The organism is Robiginitomaculum antarcticum DSM 21748 (assembly GCF_000365025.1).
Classification (GTDB): Bacteria; Pseudomonadota; Alphaproteobacteria; order Caulobacterales; family Maricaulaceae; genus Robiginitomaculum; species Robiginitomaculum antarcticum.
In genome coordinates, this window is the sequence record NZ_KB823012.1 from 438,122 (window position 1) to 456,137 (window position 18,016).

Sequence of the window (18,016 nt, forward strand, 5' to 3'; positions counted from 1 at the left end):
GAGTAAAATGCCTAATCTGTAACGCTCCACTATACGCCTGTTTGTAATCCATCTCGCCTTAATATAGACACTCCGATTATGTCTAAAACTGTCATCATTGTTGGAGCCTCTCACGCGGCCGCGCAAACTTGCGTCAGTCTACGTCAAGGCGGGTGGAGCGGGGAAATCACGCTCATTGGTGATGAATTAGTGCCGCCTTATCACCGCCCGCCTCTGTCGAAAGACTTTCTGTCGGGACAAAAGAGTATAGATGATATTCTAATCCGCCCAGTGCAGACCTATCAGGACGCGAACATAAATTTGCGGTTGGGTATCCGTGTTGGAGTTATCAACCGCGTGAGCAAACAGCTGCTTACTGACGGGGGCGATGAAGTCCCCTATGACAAGCTCGTTCTGGCGACGGGCGCAAGGGTTCGGCGCTTGCCAATTGAGGGCGAAGCTCTGGAGAATGTTTTCTATTTAAGGGACACAGTTGATGTTCTCGCGATTAATCAAAAAGCCCAAAGCGCAAAAACCGCCGTTATTATTGGTGGAGGTTATATTGGCCTTGAGACGGCAGCCTCACTGCGCAAACTGGGCCTTGAAGTCACGGTTCTAGAAGCTATGCCGCGTATCCTGCAGCGCGTTACCGCGCCGCAAATGTCGACATTTTACAAACGCGTTCACACCGAAGAAGGCGTGAAAATAATTGAGAATGTGATGGCGTCGGAAATCATTAAGCAAGATCATTCTCTACGTGTTTTGACTTCATGTGAGCAAGACTTCACGGCTGATATGGTTATTATCGGTATTGGCATTATCCCCAATGTTGAATTAGCGCAGACTGCGGGTTTGAAGATTGGTGACGGCATTGAGGTCAATGAATTTTGTCAAACATCCGATCCGGATATTTATGCGGCCGGCGATGTATCGTGGCACTACAATCCCATTTACAACACGCACATCCGGTTGGAATCGGTGCCAAATGCGATTGAGCAGGGCAAGACTGTCGCAGCGCATATAAATGGCGCGCCGAAACCCTATAACGCTTTACCGTGGTTTTGGTCAGATCAATTTGACCTGAAACTTCAAATCGCCGGACTGTCAAGCGGCTATGATAACGTCATTATGCGCGGCGATAACAAGGCAGGGCGCAGCTTTGCCGCTTTTTATTTTAAAGATGATAAATTTATCGCCGTCGATGCCGTGAATTCACCCCGTGATTTCATGTTTGGAAAAATGGTGCTCACTAAAGGGATGAGTTTAAATAAGGCCCGGCTTGCCGATACCGGCGCTCAACTGAAGAGCTGCCTTATGATGGGTTAGGTCGCCAAAACGAATCTTGACTAGTTTTACGGCGCGCCAAGAGCTTTAAAATAAACAGTCTTAACTGAGCTTTGCAAATTCCAGGACTCTTTGCGCGGCTTTGACTACGGGCGCTTCAATAAATTTCCCGTCCAAAAGTGCAACATTGCCCCCTGCGGATTGATAGGCCGCAATGACGCGCTGCGCATGGCTCACCTCGTCTTTGCTGGGCGCGAGGGCGGCGTGGATGCGCGCAATTTGCGCAGGATGGATAGCGCTACGCGCATAAATCCCAAGCGCTTTAGCTTTGCGCGTTGTGGCTTCGCAGTCATCCAAATCGCGTACATCAATATGGGGGACATCAAAGAGCTGCACGTCATGGGCTATGGCCGCTGCGACGCAGTGGCTGCGCGCGTAAAGATGGGACTCCCAAGACAGGTCACATCCTACATCGCCGGCATAATCTACCGCGCCATACATGCCGAGCTTAACCCGCCCGACAGAAAAAATATCTGCCGCATTTAACAGCCCCACCGCACTTTCAATGATAGCGAAAAACGGTCCCAAATCATTAGGCAGATCGTCGTCTAGGTCGGCAATCTCGCTTTTGCTTACCGTTTTGGGGATCATCAAAAAGGGCAGTTTAAGTTCGCTTGTCTTGAGCGCTGCAATATCGTCTTTGGCAAAGGGCGTGTCCAAACTGTTAATCCGCAGACTAACATGTTTATGTTTTGTCGAGGCCAGAAAATCGAGTACGGTATTCCTTGCTGAGTCTTTTTCAGAAGACCCTACGGCATCTTCAAGATCAATACAGACCAGGTCGGCGCCTGCAGTGCAGGCTTTTTCGAAACGGTCAGGACGGTTACCCGGAACAAAGAGCTGGGAACGGTAATGCATAACTTCAATTGTCCTTGTTACGGAAAGCGCATCTATAGAGGCTAGGTAGTCGGGTCTAAGTCAATCAATAATATAAAGTGATAATCGCTTAGGCAGGTAACTTTGCGATATTGATACTGATGTTATAATATGTGTACTCTTCGACGGCGGAATTTGAAACATTAAACTCGATGCCTTTTTTAAAATGACTTCTCAACCTCAAGACATGAGAGTACGAAAAGTTAGTAAAATGCAGAAGATGCGATCTGACATATATCTTTGCCAGAGGATATTGATGTGCTGAAATTTGACTACGGTCAAATTTCCAAAACGCCGACACTCTAGCCTCTCTCCGAGTCTCATCACACTGATGAGCCAATCGGGTTGCAGGCATTATGACATCGAAAAATATACTATCCAGATTGAAGGGAGACGACTCACTTATTTTCATCGCTCTCATCTGCGTCCTAGGCTTTATCTGGTCCATATTTGCAGCGCAGCCTCATGACGTGCCCTCAATGATTTACCCGACCATGGAAATGCATGGTTTTATTTTGATGGGGGCGTTTATCATCGCCTTGATCGTGATCATGTTTAAGGTTGCCGACGGCTTGCCTCAAATTGATCACTCTGAATATGAAGATGGCGTGATAAAAGCCGGTGTTATCGCTACCACATTCTGGGGCATTGTCGGCATGTTGGTCGGCGTCATTATTGCGTGTCAACTTACGTGGCCCGAAATATTTTATTTCGAAAACCTGCCGTGGACAAATTTTGGTCGCTTGCGGCCTTTACATACCTCAGCGGTTATTTTCGCATTTGGTGGTAATGCATTAATTGCAACCTCTCTTTATGTTGTTCAGCGTACCTGTCGAACCCGTCTGGCGGGAGGAAATTGGGCCTGGTTTGTGTTTTGGGGTTATCAACTTTTTATCGTTTTGGCCGCCACAGGGTACCTCACCGGGATCACGCAGTCGAAAGAATATGCCGAACCCGAATGGTATGTCGATATATGGCTCACTATCGTCTGGGTCGCCTATTTGATGATATTCCTGTTCACGCTTGCCAGACGTAAAGAACCACATATCTATGTGGCGAACTGGTTTTATCTCGCGTTCATAATTACGATCGCAATCTTGCATATTGTCAATAATTTGGCGCTGCCGACCGGGCCCTTTGACGCAAAAAGTTACTCATTATTTGCAGGCGTACAAGATGCCATGACGCAGTGGTGGTATGGCCATAATGCGGTTGGGTTTTTCCTGACGGCAGGGTTTCTGGCCATCATGTACTACTTTATTCCGAAACGTGCAGACCGCCCGATCTGGTCGTATAAATTGTCCATTGTTCATTTTTGGGCGGTTATTTTCATCTATGTCTGGGCGGGGCCTCACCATCTTCATTATACCGCGCTGCCGCAATGGACACAGACTCTGGGTATGGTGTTTTCCATCATGCTGTGGATGCCAAGTTGGGGTGGCATGATTAACGGCCTTATGACGCTGTCAGGCGCATGGGACAAGCTGCGCACAGACCCTGTTCTGCGCATGCTGGTCGTGTCCGTTGCGTTTTACGGCATGGCGACCTTTGAAGGTCCGCTCATGTCTATACGCTATGTTAATGCCCTGTCTCATTACACAGAATGGACTATCGGGCATGTTCACTCCGGAGCATTGGGCTGGAATGGATTTATTACCTTCGGTGCGCTCTATTGCCTTGTGCCTTGGCTGTGGAAAAAGAAAGAGCTGTATTCTCTGAAACTGGTGGAGTTGCATTTCTGGCTCGCGACTCTCGGGATAGTTTTCTACATCACATCCATGTGGGTCGCCGGCATTATGGAAGGCCTGATGTGGCGCGCATACACAGACCTTGGCTTCTTGGAATATGCTTTCATTGAGACTGTGTCCGCGAAACATATCTATTATGTTATCCGGGCCTTAGGCGGAACATTGTTCCTTCTCGGTACCTTTATTATGGCTTTCAATATTTTCATGACAATTAAAGGCAAAGGTTTAGCCCAGCCTTTGGACGGCGATATACCTTTGGCGAAAAGGCCGTCCGTTCCAACCGCAGCGCCAATCCTGGCGGGAGAATAATCATGTTTCTAAGGATCCACAAGTTTCTGGAAAAACGATCATTCGCACTCCTTATTGGCATTATTGCCGTCGTCTCTGTGGGCGGATTGATCGAGGTTGCGCCTCTATTTTATATCGACAGTACGATTGAGGAAGTTGAAGGAATGCGTCCTTACACGCCCTTAGAGCTCGCCGGACGTAATATTTATGTCCGCGAAGGCTGTCATGCTTGCCATTCACAAATGATCCGGCCTTTGCGTGATGAAGTCGAGCGTTATGGTCACTATTCTCTGGCGGCAGAGTCTATGTATGACCGGCCGTTCCAGTGGGGGTCTAAACGCACGGGTCCCGATCTTTCGCGGGTTGGCAGTAAGTATTCTGATGAATGGCATAGGCTGCATATGGAGGACCCCCGGGCCGTTGTGCCTGAGTCCATAATGCCGCCCTATAAGTTTCTTTCTAAGAATGCATTGGACATTTCAAGCATACAGGCTGACCTCAAGGCCAATCAAAGACTGGGCGTGCCATACTCGGATGAGATGGTTGAAAAAGCGGCCTCAGATTTGAGAACACAACTGGACGAAGACGCCGATGATTATGATGGATTTGTCACGCGTTATGCCAATGCTGTGGTGCGGGATTTTGACGGAAACCCTGATAAAATTTCGGAAATGGACGCCTTAATCGCCTATCTACAAATGATCGGAACACTGGTCGATTTTGATGAATATGAGGCCGAGAAAGATGAGAATTTGAGATGAGTTATGACATTCTCGCACACTTTATAAAAATAGGCGGAACCGTATTCTTTACGGGGTTTTTTGTCTTGGCTATTGTCTATGCATTGTGGCCTAAAAATAAAAAACGTTTTGATAGCGCGGCCCAAATTCCGCTGTGTGACGATGATCGTCCTGAATTAGGAGACGGTGATGTCTGATAACACACCAAAAATTGATGAAATTTCCGGTACCGAGACAACAGGTCACGAGTGGGACGGAATTGAAGAACTTAATACGCCCATGCCGCGCTGGTGGCTATGGGTGTTCTATGCCTCGATTTTGTTCGCGATTGCCTATGCTATAGCGATGCCGTCCATTCCTCTTGTAAATTCCTACTATAAGGGGCTCTTAGGGGCGTCTGACCGCAAGCAGGTCGCACAGGAAGTAGAACTGATGGGTGGTCAGAAATATGAATTATTTAATCAGTTAAATGGTGAGACTTTAGAAGGTATTGAGGCAAAGCCAGAGCTTTTCCGGTTTGCTATGGCCGCGGGAAAATCTGCTTTCGGTGACAATTGCGCAACATGCCACGGGTCCGGTGGGCAAGGCTTTAAAGGCTACCCTAATTTGAATGACGATGTTTGGCTATGGGGCGGGACATTTGAAGATATCCGTCAGACTTTAACCGTTGGCATCCGCTCTGCGCATGACGATACGCGTTTTAATATTATGATGGCTTACGGGCGCGAGGGATTTTTAACGAACCCGCAAATTGACGACCTGACACAATATGTACTCAACCTATCAGGCCAAGAGGCCGAACAACAGGCGGTTTTGCGCGCCGGCACTGTGTTCCAAACGAATTGTAGTTCGTGTCACGGAGTTGCCGGCACGGGGGATCAGTCGCAAGGCGCGCCAAACCTGACAGATAATGAGTGGCTTTACGGCGGCGACGCTGCTGATATTCGGGCAACGATATATAATGGCAGACAAGGCGTCATGCCCAATTGGAATGAACGTTTGTCGCCTGAAATAATTTCAGCATTAGCCATATATGTTCACAGCCTTGGCGGCGGTGTTGCAACCCCTCAAGACACAAATACGGAAGACGCGCCGTAAAGTGAAAACCCATGACAACGCTGATTGATAATACCAAGCCACGCAAAGAGGCTGCCGAAGGCATTGAACAATCACAGGCTGTAGCAAGCTCTCCATCAACGCCGCAAAGTCTCTATTCGAAGCGCGTAAAATTATACCCAAAACTGGCGCACGGCTTCTACCGCAATATAAAATGGTTCGCCTTATTTACTCTGCTTGGCATATATTACATTACGCCATGGATCCGGTGGGACCGCGGTCTTGATCAGCCCTCGCAAGCTGTTCTGGTCGATTTTGAGAATGCGCGGTTCTATTTCTTCTTTATCGAAATCTGGCCGCAAGAGGTGTATTATATCACCGGGCTATTGATATTAGCGGCTCTGGGTCTATTTCTGGCAACCTCATTATTTGGCCGGGTTTGGTGCGGCTATGCCTGTCCGCAAACGATATGGACTGATTTATTCATTCAGGTTGAGAAGTTTTTTGAAGGTGACCGCAATGCCCGGATGAAACTTGATAAAGCGCCATGGAGCCTCAAAAAGGTTTACAAAAAGTCTGCAAAACACATTACATGGGTGATTATTGCGGCCTTAACCGGCGGGGCTTGGATATTATACTTCCACGACGCGCCAACAATTGCCCGGAACTTCCTGTCGGGTCACGCGCCTATGACATCATATGTATTTGCAGCGCTTCTGACCTTTACGACATATTGGCTGGCAGGGCACATGCGCGAGCAGGTCTGCACCTATATGTGCCCTTGGCCGCGTATCCAAGCCGCCCTGATTGACGAAGACGCGCTAAACGTGACCTATAGATATGATCGCGGAGAGCCGCGCGGCGCGCATAAAAAGGGAACGAGTTGGGAGGGTCGCGGGGATTGTATTGATTGCCGCCAATGCGTGGTCGTATGCCCCGTCGGCATTGATATACGTAATGGCTTGCAACTCGAATGTATTGGATGCGCTCTGTGTATCGATGCGTGTGACGAGGTTATGGTCAAAGTAGATCGCCCTAAAGGCCTCATTGCTTATGACACAGATGCCAATGTCCAGCGTCGTATGCAGGGTAAGAAAAGCCGTTATAATCTCATTCGGCCCAGGACAGTTACTTACGCCGTGCTCGTTGTCGCAGTGGGCGGAATAATGCTGTATTCGCTGCTTAACCGCGTGACTTTGGATATGAATATATTGCGCGACAGACAGCCTAATTATGTATCCCTGTCAGATGGCGGCGTGCGTAACGGCTATACCCTAAAAATCCTCAACAAGTCTTCCGCGCCCCGGCGTCTGGCATTGAGCGCCGATACATTGCCGTCGCCGGTGATAACCGTTGCGGGTCAACGCTATGACGGAGAAATTATTCTTACCGCGCCGGCCGATGACACTTTGGATTTTAAAATTTATCTCAGCGAGTCAGAGATATTAACTCTCGATCAGAAAACTGATTTTGAGTTCACTTTGGTCGATAAAGACACGGGTGAAACGACTACAGCTCACGCCATATTTATCAGTGGAGGGCCAAAATAATGGCTGTAGCAAACCGTAAACCCAAAGAACTAACCGGTAAGCATGTCCTCGTAATGGTTCTTGTTTTCTTTGGTGTTATCATCGGCGTGAATGCTATTTTTATTGCCAAAGCGGTTCAGTCATTTAGCGGCGAAGACATCAAAGGGTCTTACCGACAAGGCTTGGAATATAATAAAACTCTAAGCGCCCGCGCGCAGCAAACGCAATTGGGATGGCAAGTTAAAACAAACTGGATTGAGGAGTCTGAAGGCCGCCAGCGCTTCGTTGTTTTGCTAATGGATAAATCCGGTAATGCTGTCCGCAGCTTAAATGTAGAGGGGACATTTCGCCATCCCACTGATTTGTCAAAAGACCTCAGCGTGAAATTCTCTAATCTTGGAGATGGCCGTTATGAGGCCATGGTAAACTTGTCAAATGGTCAATGGCAATTAAAGGCCAAAGCGACAGACGACACTCATAGTTTTCACTTCGTCGATCATATCACTATAAAATAATGACATCCATAATTTCAGCTTATGCAGACATACCGGAGCCCTCATCCGGGCATCAAGACCCTCCCATTGTCAGGAGCAATGCATCAATTGGGCAAGTTGACTTGTCGGATTATGTCACGCGCAAACAGGATGGGTATTATCAATTAGAGCTTATTGTGCAGGGCGCGCATTGCGGGGGCTGCCGGAGTCGGATTGAGCGTGGCATAGGCGAACTGGTCGGGGTTAGCCAAGTTCGCATGAACCTGTCGACTTTGCGTTTAGTGACGACGTGGACAGGGGAGGTTTTGACCGCAGGTGATATCACGACAAAGCTTTCACAGCTTGGTTTTGGATCGGCGCCTTATCAGGTGCTCACAGCGCAAACACAGTCCGAGGCTGAACTTAAAACCCTGCTTCGCGCCATGGCCGTTGCCGGATTTGCCGCAATGAATGTCATGTTGTTATCCATTGCCGTATGGTCAGGCGGATCAGAGATGAGCGCCTCTACGCATTCATTACTGCATTGGGTCTCGGCTTTAATAGCTCTACCGACTGTGGCCTATTCGGGCCGTACTTTTTTCAGTTCCGCTTGGCAGGCTTTAAAAAACAGGCAAACGAATATGGACGTCCCCATATCTTTAGCTCTGATCCTCGCATGCGCATTGAGCCTTTATGAAACCATACAGTCCAATCCTGAGACCTATTTTGACGCTGCTGTCATGCTTTTATTTCTACTGCTTATCGGCCGGTTTCTGGATGCGAAATTGCGTCTGCGTACAGGTGATGCGGCGCGTCGTCTCGCGGCGTTGCAGATTACCTCGGCTACACGGATATTAAAGAATGGGTCTATAGAAACAGTGCCTGCCAGTTCTATTCATCCTGATGACACGCTATTGATACCAGCCGGGCAGCGTATTCCGGTCGACGGTATTATTATAAAAGGTGTATCGGATGTTGATGTGCAAATCGTCACCGGTGAAACCAGCCCAAAGTCTTTCGGTGTAGGCGGCAGACTTTACTCCGGCACGACTAACCTGACAGCGCCGCTGACCCTTAAAGCCGTCGCCGCAAGTTCTGACAGTTTCCTATCCGAAATTACGATGCTCGTCGAAGCGGGTGAGCAAAGTAAGAGCAAATTTGTTCGGATCGCGGATAGGGCGGCGCGGGCTTATGTTCCGGTTGTGCATACCATTGCGCTTGCCACTTTCATAGGCTGGTTATGGGCCGGGGGAGACCTTCGGGTCGCTGCTTTAAATGCCATTGCTGTTTTAATCATTACGTGCCCCTGCGCGTTAGGACTGGCCGTACCGGCCGTGCAGATTGTCGCTGCAGGCAAGCTGTTCAAACATGGAGTTTTAATAAAATCAGGAAACGCTTTAGAGCGGCTGGCCAAAACAAAAAGCGTTATATTTGATAAAACCGGTACGCTCACAACGGGCCAATTTACCCTTTTAAATTTCGATGAGATACAGCCTCAGGCTATAAAAACCGCGGCAGCGCTTGCCCATCATTCCAACCATCCTTTGGCCCGGGCATTACATGGCTATAAAAGCGATCTGATTCTCACCGATGTTGAGGAAAAACCAGGATTGGGGCTTTCGGGCTTTCTCAAAGACAAACCTGTTCTATTTGGGTCGGCCGATTTTACCACTGCAACATATGTTGATGGTGCAGCCAGCACAGCATGGCTTAAAATAGCTGACGACGACCCCATTTTATTCACCTTCGCAGATCAACTGCGAGAAGACGCTCAGCAGGCTGTTGAAGATCTGATAGCGCTATCTCTACGCCTTGAGATGTTATCGGGTGATCGCAATGAGGTTGTTAAACAGGCAGCGTCCGATTTGGGAATTTCGCAGTGGCGGGGTGAGGTCACGCCACGCCAAAAAATGAACCTGATTCATCAACGCTGGGCTGAAAATTATTATCCGTTAATGGTCGGGGACGGTATTAATGACGCCCCGGCATTGGCCGCAGCAAATGCATCGGCTTCGCTTACGGGCGCTTCGGATATTTCGCGATCCGCATCGGATATCATCCTGCAAGGCGATAGGCTAAGCGGGCTGCCTATTGCGATTAATATTGCGCGGCAAGCACAAAGCCGGGTCATAGAAAATCTAACATTGGCCGTGCTTTATAATCTCTTGGCTATACCGCTTGCGGTTTTTGGTTTTGTGAATCCCTTGATTGCCGCCTTAGCGATGTCAGGCTCATCGCTTTTGGTCACCCTAAACGCTCTTCGGATATCGCGGTCATGAGCGCCTTACTTTGGCTTGTCCCTATTGCATTACTATTAGGGCTGACGGGACTCATAGCGTTTTTCTGGTCAATGCGGGCCGGCCAATTTGACGACTTAAAAGGCGATGCCAGTCGCATTTTGGATGATGATGATCATCCCTTATAATATGGCTCAGTCTCTAGATTTTCGGCGTCTTATTATCCGCTAGTTTTTCAACTTTGCCGTTTTCAGACTTACAGCATATTGCGTGACAGGCTTTCATTTTGTGCGGAAGGGGCGGCGGTCTGTCCATCGGCCCTAAATCCAAAAATACGGATTGGCCGGAGCAAGTTTGAACCCATAGCCCTACACGTTTTGCCTGCGCGGGTATCGCATCCAGCATAACGCCTGCACAAAGCGCCGCAGTCACTATATATGGCGTGAGACTAAACATATCGACATTATACAATGTATTGCGCAAAAATTTTTGCCTACGGTCAATTTTGAACTGACTTTTCGCGGGCTATAATTTTCAGTCGAATATAATCACATATATGGATAGTATTACGGTTAGGGAGATGGATGACGCCGCCATCTTTTAATTTTGTGAGCATGCGGCTGACAGTTTCAATGCTGAGGCCCAGATAATCGGCAATATCTTGTCGGCTCATCGGAAGGCGGATGTCAAACGATACGCCCTGTTGTCCTTGGCGCTGGGATAGCATGACTAAAAATGTTGCGACCTTTTCAGCCGCTGATCTTTTCGTTAGTGTTGTGATTAGGGTCTGAGCCGTATCCAGCTGACTGCAAGCCATATCAAAAAGGGTTTTTTGTAAAGCGATGCTTTGACGAATGTCATGCAATGTCAGCATGACTATATTTGCTGTTGATACAGTCACTGCAGTATCAGGATGGGCGTCTGATGAAGAAAGGCCGAAAAAGTCACCCTGTGTGTAAAATCCGGAGATTTGACGCTGACTGTCGGGTAAGAGCCGGTAAACCATGACGATGCCGCTATTGACCCGGTAAAACCCGCTAACACCATCGCCTTGATGATACAAAACGGTTTGCTCAGGATGAACGCGTCCACGTGATTTTACATGATCAATGTAATCATCCTGCTGCGAGATATTTTGGCTTCGGTTGTTCACATCCAACTCCGTCGAGCTTCGTAGTTGAAAATAAAATTAGGGGGAGTTGAAGCGCGAAACTAGAGCGGGGAAATACTTAGGTATTATTACTGAGATGGACTAGGCTAATTTATTAATTCTATAGCTTCGACAAGATCATAGGGGGCTACAGGGTGAATAAGGACCCTTATACGCTCCCCGAAAAATTTATCGTCAGGTTTTAATGTAGTTCTCTGATCCGCCGTGATTAAAATACAGGGTCGGCGCTCAGCAAATATAAGATGATTAAAGACACGAAAGGCATCTGGCGTATTTTGGTTTAAATCCAGAAGAACAGTGTCTGTTTCTCTACAGATATAATCAGATATAAATTCTTCTCCGGCGCTAAAAACTCTTACGCTGCAGTTCCTGGACTCCAACAAAAATTTTGTTGAGAGGGACAAATCCGGGTCACCCCCAACGATATAAACCATGTGTGAAGGATGTGTAGCGTTCATGGTGTAGCCTGCTGATATAGGGATAGAAGTAAACGTCATCCGAAATTTAAAATTGACTCCCGTCAATTCATTCTCAAATGTCAGAGCAGGGCTATATAGTCTGCATTGATAGTCGAACCAGCTCGGGCAGTGATTTCACATTTAACTTTGAGATTAAATGTGCTCTGTGCGTCTCTATCGTTCGAACAGATAAACCGAGTTTTGCCGCGATTATTTTATTCGGCTTGCCTTCTACAAGATAGGCCATAACTTCACGCTCTCTCGGCGTCAGAGTCGCTAACCTTTCTTCACCTTTAGCCTTAAGGACATTTCTCTGCAGGTTCTGTGTGACCGTGGTATTAACCCGGGCCAAAGACGATAGGATATGGGCCATATGAAAGGGTTTCTCAATGAAGTCCTTGGCGCCGCATCTCAGGGCCTTAACGGCCATTTCGACATCGGCGTGTCCGCTCATCATGATAATATGCAGTTTTGGGTTAACTTCTAAACTTTGCGTCAAAGTTTCCAAGCCATCACGGCCCGGCATTCTCACATCCAAAAGAATTGGCCCGGTAATTTTGAAAAGGTCGCTTTTTAGAAGATCATCTCCGCTCTTAAATACAGCGACGTCAAATCTATTTGTCTGAAGAAGAAGGGTTAGGCTGTCACGAACCGCTTCGTCATCATCCACTATAGTTACGCATGTGCCCATTAAATTATTTTACCCCTGAAGCAGGGAGGGTAAAGTAAAAACAGGTGCCGTTTGGCACATTACGTTCAGCCCAGAGACGACCATCATGGTTCGATATGATCGACTGACTGATAGACAATCCGACTCCCAAACCGCCCTTTTTATTGGTTGAAAACGGTTGATATAGTTTTTCGTATTGCTCTGTAGTCATGCCCCGCCCGGTATCAATTATACCAATTTTCAAAGTGTCTGGATTGATTAAATTGGCCTGTATAGTGACACAATTTGGAACATCACCATCCGACGCTTCGCAGGCATTACGAATGAGATTTACGAGCACTTGCTGGATTTGAACCTCGCTGACAACAATTTCCGGCAACTTAGAATCCAGAGCAATTTCAAATGCAATATTCATATGTTTAAAGGATGGCCGAATGAGATCGAGAGACGAAATTATCATCTCCTTTGGATTGATTTTAGATTTCTCCAAGTCGCCTGTTTCTATAAACTTTCTCAGTCGGAATAAGATTTTTGCGGCGCGGTCAGCTTGACCTGTTGATTTCTTGAGTATGTCGTAAAGAACATCATGGGATACTTCATCACGGTTCAACATCGCCGCGCCTGCTTCAAGATAATTCATTATTGCACTGAGAGGCTGATTAAGTTCATGAGCAATTGCCGCGCCCAATTGATCCATGGCGGCGACGCGTGAAAGATGATAATGATCATGCTGTAAGCGATCAAACTTTTCTTGTTGCCGGGAATTCTCGGTTAAATCCCTAATAATTCCAATATAGGCTCTGCCGCTTTGTCCGGGTAATTCTCCGACCGAAAGATACATGGGAAATATAGTTCCGTCGCGCCTCAGTCCTTTGACTTCACGCCCGATGCCAATGATTTTGGCCTCTCCGGACGCCGCATAATTCTTGATATACCCGTCATGGCGGTCTTTGTAAGGCTGAGGCATTAAGTGATTGATTTTCTGACCTATAACCTCATTCGCTGCGTATCCGAATATGGTAACGCATGCGGGGTTATACCGCTCGATAATACCGTCTGCGTCGATCACGATCACGCCATCGACAATAGTGTTAAGCACAGCGTCGAGTTCTGTCAGTGTTTTTTCTGTTGTCATAATATTGTATAAAACACTTATATGATTTTGTAAGGCCTACTTTCACTATGACTATACGCCGAGCGCTACGCGATACCATTATTTGAGTATAAGCCTTGGGATATGCCCTGTTGGCGGCATAGCTGCGATACGCTTTGCTCACCGCTCAGGGCGTCCAGCCAATGCGGATATTGTCTTCCGTAATATGCTTACGGGTTCTACGTTTGATAACCTTGACGAACCGCCCGCCGGACATGTGTTTGCGCGTTCTCTTCTTTCTCTTCATAAGGATGAAGATGAGCGGAAAGTCTCTCTTAGCCCAGACCTAAATCTATGTCATAGGTGATGACGTCAGACACAGAAGGTATAGCCGAAGGCTATATTATTTTGAAAGATTAGTCCTATCGCCGAATTATAAGTTTGAACATTATGCGCCAAAGGACGAAACCCTTAGCGAGCATATAATGATCAAGCGACCTTACCTTCTTTACCTTGGCAGCGGGGATGATCCACTATCCGTAAAAACAGCCCAAGGAATAATGACTTGGCGACCTGATTTCGTCGTTGGCGAAACAACAAATAACGGAAGCACCATTACAGTAGGTGCGAAGCGCATGACGATTTCTGAAGGCGCTAAGCGCGGTGCAAAAACACTTGTACTCGGATACGCAAATGGCGGGGGTGTTATAGAATCCTCTCATCTTGAAGACATCGTTCAGGCTCTTGAACTGGGGATGGATGTAGCGTCAGGCATGCATCATGCGCTTCAAGATCATAAACAGGTGGAACAGGCCGCATTACGCAATAACCGAACGCTTCATAATGTCCGGCAGACCGATCAGATTTTCAAAGTCGGAACGGGAGAAAAGCGGTCGGGGAATAGAGTTCTAGCTGTCGGCACAGACTGTTCTGTCGGTAAAATGTTTACAACACTCGCCATGCATAAGGACATGGTTGCGAGAGGGGTAAAGGCAGATTTCCGGGCTACAGGACAAACCGGTATTTTTATTGCGGGAACGGGAGTGCCCGTCGACGCTGTTATCGCTGACTTTATCTCCGGAAGTGTAGAGGCTTTGTCACCGTCGCGTGAAGACGGGGGGTGGGATATTATTGAAGGACAAGGATCGCTCTTTCATCCTGCTTATGCAGGCGTTTCTTTAGGGCTATTGCACGGGGCTCAGCCGGATCATTTGGTTATGTGCCATCAACCTCATAGGGAGCATATGCGCAATCTACCGGGGCGAGATGTTCCAGATATAGAAGAGTGCATGGAGGCTAATTTATGGGCCGCAAAAACTGTTAATCCCAATGTAAAACTCTCCGGGATAGCGCTCAATACGCGGCATATGGATGAAGACAGCGCGAAACGCATTTGCATGGAACTAGAAGAGAAATTCGATCTTCCGTGTCAGGACCCCATGCGCCACGGGGTCGAGCGAATAGTTGACCGCGTATTGTTTTTAAAACACCAATCTTACTCAGTCTCGCTCGCAGATGAATAGAGCTTTAAAAGTACAATCTGAAAGCTGGCCCTTAAGAACAGTTTTTAATATTTCCCGCGGCGCCAAGCGGGCAGCCGATGTTATTGTTGTCGAAATAACAGATGGTGATGTCATAGGGCGGGGCGAATGCGTTCCTTACCCTCGATATGGCGAGAGCCAAATGCAAGTGATTGATGATATTCGCGCCATTTCCCATGAAATCGAATCCGGATTAACGCGACAAGATCTGCAGAGTCTTATGCCTGCTGGTGCTGCGAGAAATGCGGTAGACTGTGCTTTGTGGCAAGTGGAGGCTCGCAAACAAAATTTAAGCTTTTCCGAGCTTTTTGGATTACGAAAGTTTGATCCGGTCAGAACGGCACAAACAATCAGTCTTGATAGTCCAGATAACATGGCCAGGGCGGCGCGGAAAATAGGCGCTGGACTTCTGAAGCTCAAGCTTGGACAGGACGATGTTTTCGAGAGTGTGCGGGCTGTGCGCGACGCTGCGCCTCAAGCCAAAATTATAATTGACGCGAACGAAGCGTGGTCGATGTCACAGCTTCTGGAGGTCATGCCCTGTTTGGTTGAGGCAAAAATAGAATTAATTGAGCAGCCTTTGCCGCAAGATGACGATGATGAGCTCGGGGATTACAAAAGCCCGATTCCGATCTGCGCAGATGAGAGCTGTCACAGCACGGAAAATCTTGACACACTGGCTAAGCGTTATGATGCCATAAATATCAAACTCGATAAAACAGGCGGACTTACCGAGGCTTTAAAATTGAGATCATCGTCGGAAAGTCTCGGATTAGACGTCATGTTGGGATGTATGATTTGCACATCATTATCTATCGCACCCATTTTTGCTTTAACCCATGGCGTTAAATATATTGATATTGACGGCCCCTTATGGCTTGAGGCTGATCGATCCGGCGGATGTGTATTTGATGGAATTAGAATGCATCCGCCAAGTTTGATGACATGAGAGATAGGCATAATAATAACACCGAGACCATAGCCAAAGCTTATGTCTCTCGTAAGTGTTTGAATTGACCGCAGGGTTGGTCTGGCAAGCAACTCCTATATAAAAAGATATCCATGTTATTTGGATAAGAAAGATTGGCATTAAGAATAATGATAAGGTTTAAAATCAAATCATTGCAAAAAGAAATGAGTTTTCTTTCTGTGTTTTTAGTGTCCACAGCGTCATTTTCTGTTATTTCAGGGTGTCGCACAACTCCAATATCTGAGAGCAGTGCTTACGACGACATTTTGATTGATATTTTAATTGAAGGCGGGACTATTTATCTTGGAAATGAGGGTGAAGGCCCTATTGAAACTGACATTGGCGTCACAGGTGAAAGAATTACATTTGTCGGTGATGCTGAAAAAGAATCTCTCCACGTCAAAACCCGTATTGATGCCCGTGGTCTTATAGTCACGCCGGGGTTTATTGATCCCCACACTCATGCAAGTGCGGAAATATTTTCTGACGATGCCGCTAAAAGATTGAATGTAAATTATTTAACTCAAGGCGTCACAACCGTATTTATTGGTAATGACGGCGGAGGTGATCCGGATATTAAAGGCCGGCGAAAAATACTGACTGAGTCAGGCATTGGGACTAATGTTGCTCTTCTTGTTGGTCACGGCGCTATACGCCGCGAGGTGATCGGGCTTGCTGACCGGAAACCAACTGAAAGTGAACTTGGTCATATGAGGCGCATGGTTGCGCGCGCCATGTGTGATGGGGCCTTCGGGTTTTCGGCAGGTTTATATTACACGCCTCAAAATTTTGCGACAACCGACGAAGTTGTGGCTCTGGCGCAAGAAGCCGGTAGCCGTAACGGCTATTATGATACTCACATACGCGACGAAAGTAGTTATTCCATAGGTCTGAAAAATGCGATCGCTGAAGCTATAGAAATCGGCCATCGTTCGGATGCGCACACCCATATTTCCCATATTAAAGCGCTCGGTGCAGACGTATGGGGGGACAGTGAAGGTGTTGTAAAATTAGTCGAGACGGCAAGAGCGCGGGGACAAAGCGTAACCGCAGACCAATACCCTTGGTTGGCTTCCGGAACGCGGATCAGTAATGCGCTTTTACCCGCCTGGGCACTAGATGGCGGATTGGAGCAAACCCGCGAAAGATTTGAGCAACCTGCGACATTTAGCAAAATAAAATCAGAAATGGCAGAAAACCTACGTCGTCGCGGGGGTGCTGATTCCATATTAATAACGCGAATTATCGATGCCGACCCAGCGTTTAACAATAAAACCTTAGCAGAAATATCGGAAGAGCTGAATATTGTCCCAATTGAAGTGGCGCTCAACATACTCAAAAGCGGTGATGCGCAAATCGCCTCGTTCAATATGAAAGAGGATGACGTCAAATATTTCATGCAACAGCCGTGGGTTATGACAGGATCAGACGGAAGCTCAGGGCACCCGCGAAAGTTTGCCAGCTTTCCGCAAAAATTTTCCAAATATGTTGTAAATGAGCAGCTCATCACGCCGTCAGACTTCATCTACAGAAGTGCAGGTCTTGCGGCAGAATCATTGGGAATACGAGATCGCGGCTTTCTGAGAACGGGGTATTTTGCTGATATCACCGTTCTTGATCCTAAGGCCTTCAAACCAAATGCGAATTACTCAGATCCGGAGATGTTATCCAGCGGCGTCATGAATTTGACGGTGAATGGCACGCTCGTCATCCAAGACGGCGAAATTAATACTGAATTCGCTGGACATGTACTGAGCGCTAAGACTGAAGCTGAGAGCGAAAATTGCTTTGGAGAAATATTTAAATCATCCGAAATGGGCCTGCTTAAATAAAGCAAGAATAA

At 47.4% G+C, this 18,016-nt stretch carries 17 protein-coding genes; 12 read left to right on the forward strand and 5 right to left on the reverse strand.

All coding sequences use genetic code 11. The features are described from left to right. The first annotated feature begins 78 nt into the window (after positions 1-78). On the forward strand, positions 79-1,305 hold the full coding sequence (locus H142_RS0108965) for an NAD(P)/FAD-dependent oxidoreductase (RefSeq protein WP_017931792.1): 1,227 nt from the start codon (positions 79-81) through the stop codon (positions 1,303-1,305). Between the two features lie 60 nt (positions 1,306-1,365). Here H142_RS0108965 and H142_RS0108970 read toward each other — a convergent pair whose 3' ends face one another. Continuing rightward, a complete protein-coding gene (locus tag H142_RS0108970) occupies positions 1,366-2,181 on the reverse strand; it encodes an HpcH/HpaI aldolase/citrate lyase family protein (protein ID WP_017931793.1) in 816 nt (271 codons plus the stop codon). A gap of 497 nt (positions 2,182-2,678) precedes the next feature. Here H142_RS0108970 and ccoN point away from each other — a divergent pair, with 497 nt between their 5' ends. From ccoN to ccoS, 8 genes are all read left to right on the forward strand, one after another. Then, on the forward strand, positions 2,679-4,256 hold the full coding sequence (gene ccoN, locus H142_RS0108975) for a cytochrome-c oxidase, cbb3-type subunit I (protein WP_017931795.1): 1,578 nt from the start codon (positions 2,679-2,681) through the stop codon (positions 4,254-4,256). 2 nt (positions 4,257-4,258) lie between these two features. After that, positions 4,259-4,996, forward strand: a complete 738-nt coding sequence (ccoO, locus tag H142_RS0108980; RefSeq protein WP_017931796.1) for a cytochrome-c oxidase, cbb3-type subunit II — start codon at positions 4,259-4,261, stop codon at positions 4,994-4,996. Next, a complete protein-coding gene (locus H142_RS0108985) occupies positions 4,993-5,172 on the forward strand; it encodes a cbb3-type cytochrome c oxidase subunit 3 (protein ID WP_017931797.1) in 180 nt (59 codons plus the stop codon). Before ccoO ends, H142_RS0108985 begins: the two co-directional genes overlap by 4 nt. Further along, entirely contained in the window at positions 5,165-6,073 is a 909-nt protein-coding gene (ccoP, locus tag H142_RS0108990) for a cytochrome-c oxidase, cbb3-type subunit III (protein WP_017931798.1), read from the forward strand. Before H142_RS0108985 ends, ccoP begins: the two co-directional genes overlap by 8 nt. Before the next feature lie 11 nt (positions 6,074-6,084). Then, a complete protein-coding gene (gene ccoG / locus H142_RS0108995) occupies positions 6,085-7,581 on the forward strand; it encodes a cytochrome c oxidase accessory protein CcoG (protein ID WP_017931799.1) in 1,497 nt (498 codons plus the stop codon). Beyond that, positions 7,581-8,075, forward strand: a complete 495-nt coding sequence (locus H142_RS0109000) for a FixH family protein (protein ID WP_017931800.1) — start codon at positions 7,581-7,583, stop codon at positions 8,073-8,075. Before ccoG ends, H142_RS0109000 begins: the two co-directional genes overlap by 1 nt. Positions 8,076-8,176: 101 nt before the next feature. Further along, positions 8,177-10,312, forward strand: a complete 2,136-nt coding sequence (locus H142_RS0109005; RefSeq protein WP_017931801.1) for a heavy metal translocating P-type ATPase — start codon at positions 8,177-8,179, stop codon at positions 10,310-10,312. After that, positions 10,309-10,458, forward strand: coding sequence for a cbb3-type cytochrome oxidase assembly protein CcoS (gene ccoS / locus H142_RS0109010; RefSeq protein ID WP_017931802.1), 150 nt, complete (start codon positions 10,309-10,311; stop codon positions 10,456-10,458). The genes H142_RS0109005 and ccoS overlap by 4 nt, the downstream gene beginning before the upstream one ends. 13 nt (positions 10,459-10,471) lie before the next feature. Here ccoS and H142_RS0109015 read toward each other — a convergent pair whose 3' ends face one another. From H142_RS0109015 to H142_RS0109035, 4 genes are all read right to left on the reverse strand, one after another. Then, positions 10,472-10,753 carry a hypothetical protein gene (locus H142_RS0109015; protein ID WP_017931803.1) on the reverse strand — a complete coding sequence of 94 codons (282 nt, stop codon included), beginning with the start codon at positions 10,751-10,753 and terminating at the stop codon, positions 10,472-10,474. A gap of 16 nt (positions 10,754-10,769) precedes the next feature. Then, positions 10,770-11,423, reverse strand: a complete 654-nt coding sequence (locus H142_RS15100) for a helix-turn-helix domain-containing protein (RefSeq protein WP_017931804.1) — start codon at positions 11,421-11,423, stop codon at positions 10,770-10,772. Positions 11,424-11,990: 567 nt separating this feature from the next. Beyond that, complete coding sequence (locus H142_RS0109030; RefSeq protein ID WP_017931806.1) at positions 11,991-12,590, reverse strand: response regulator transcription factor; 600 nt, start codon at positions 12,588-12,590, stop codon at positions 11,991-11,993. Positions 12,591-12,594: 4 nt separating this feature from the next. After that, positions 12,595-13,704 carry a two-component system sensor histidine kinase NtrB gene (locus H142_RS0109035; protein WP_017931807.1) on the reverse strand — a complete coding sequence of 370 codons (1,110 nt, stop codon included), beginning with the start codon at positions 13,702-13,704 and terminating at the stop codon, positions 12,595-12,597. A gap of 443 nt (positions 13,705-14,147) precedes the next feature. Between H142_RS0109035 and dgcN the strand changes: the two genes are divergently transcribed. The 3 genes from dgcN to H142_RS15110 all read left to right on the forward strand — a co-directional run bounded on the left by dgcN (position 14,148) and on the right by H142_RS15110 (position 18,005). Continuing rightward, positions 14,148-15,185, forward strand: coding sequence for an N-acetyltransferase DgcN (gene dgcN, locus H142_RS15105; RefSeq protein WP_017931809.1), 1,038 nt, complete (start codon positions 14,148-14,150; stop codon positions 15,183-15,185). Further along, entirely contained in the window at positions 15,178-16,152 is a 975-nt protein-coding gene (gene dgcA, locus H142_RS0109045) for an N-acetyl-D-Glu racemase DgcA (protein WP_017931810.1), read from the forward strand. Before dgcN ends, dgcA begins: the two co-directional genes overlap by 8 nt. A gap of 149 nt (positions 16,153-16,301) precedes the next feature. Beyond that, positions 16,302-18,005 (forward strand): N-acyl-D-amino-acid deacylase family protein, encoded by a 1,704-nt coding sequence (locus H142_RS15110; RefSeq protein WP_017931811.1) that lies wholly within the window; start codon positions 16,302-16,304, stop codon positions 18,003-18,005. Positions 18,006-18,016: the final 11 nt, after the last annotated feature.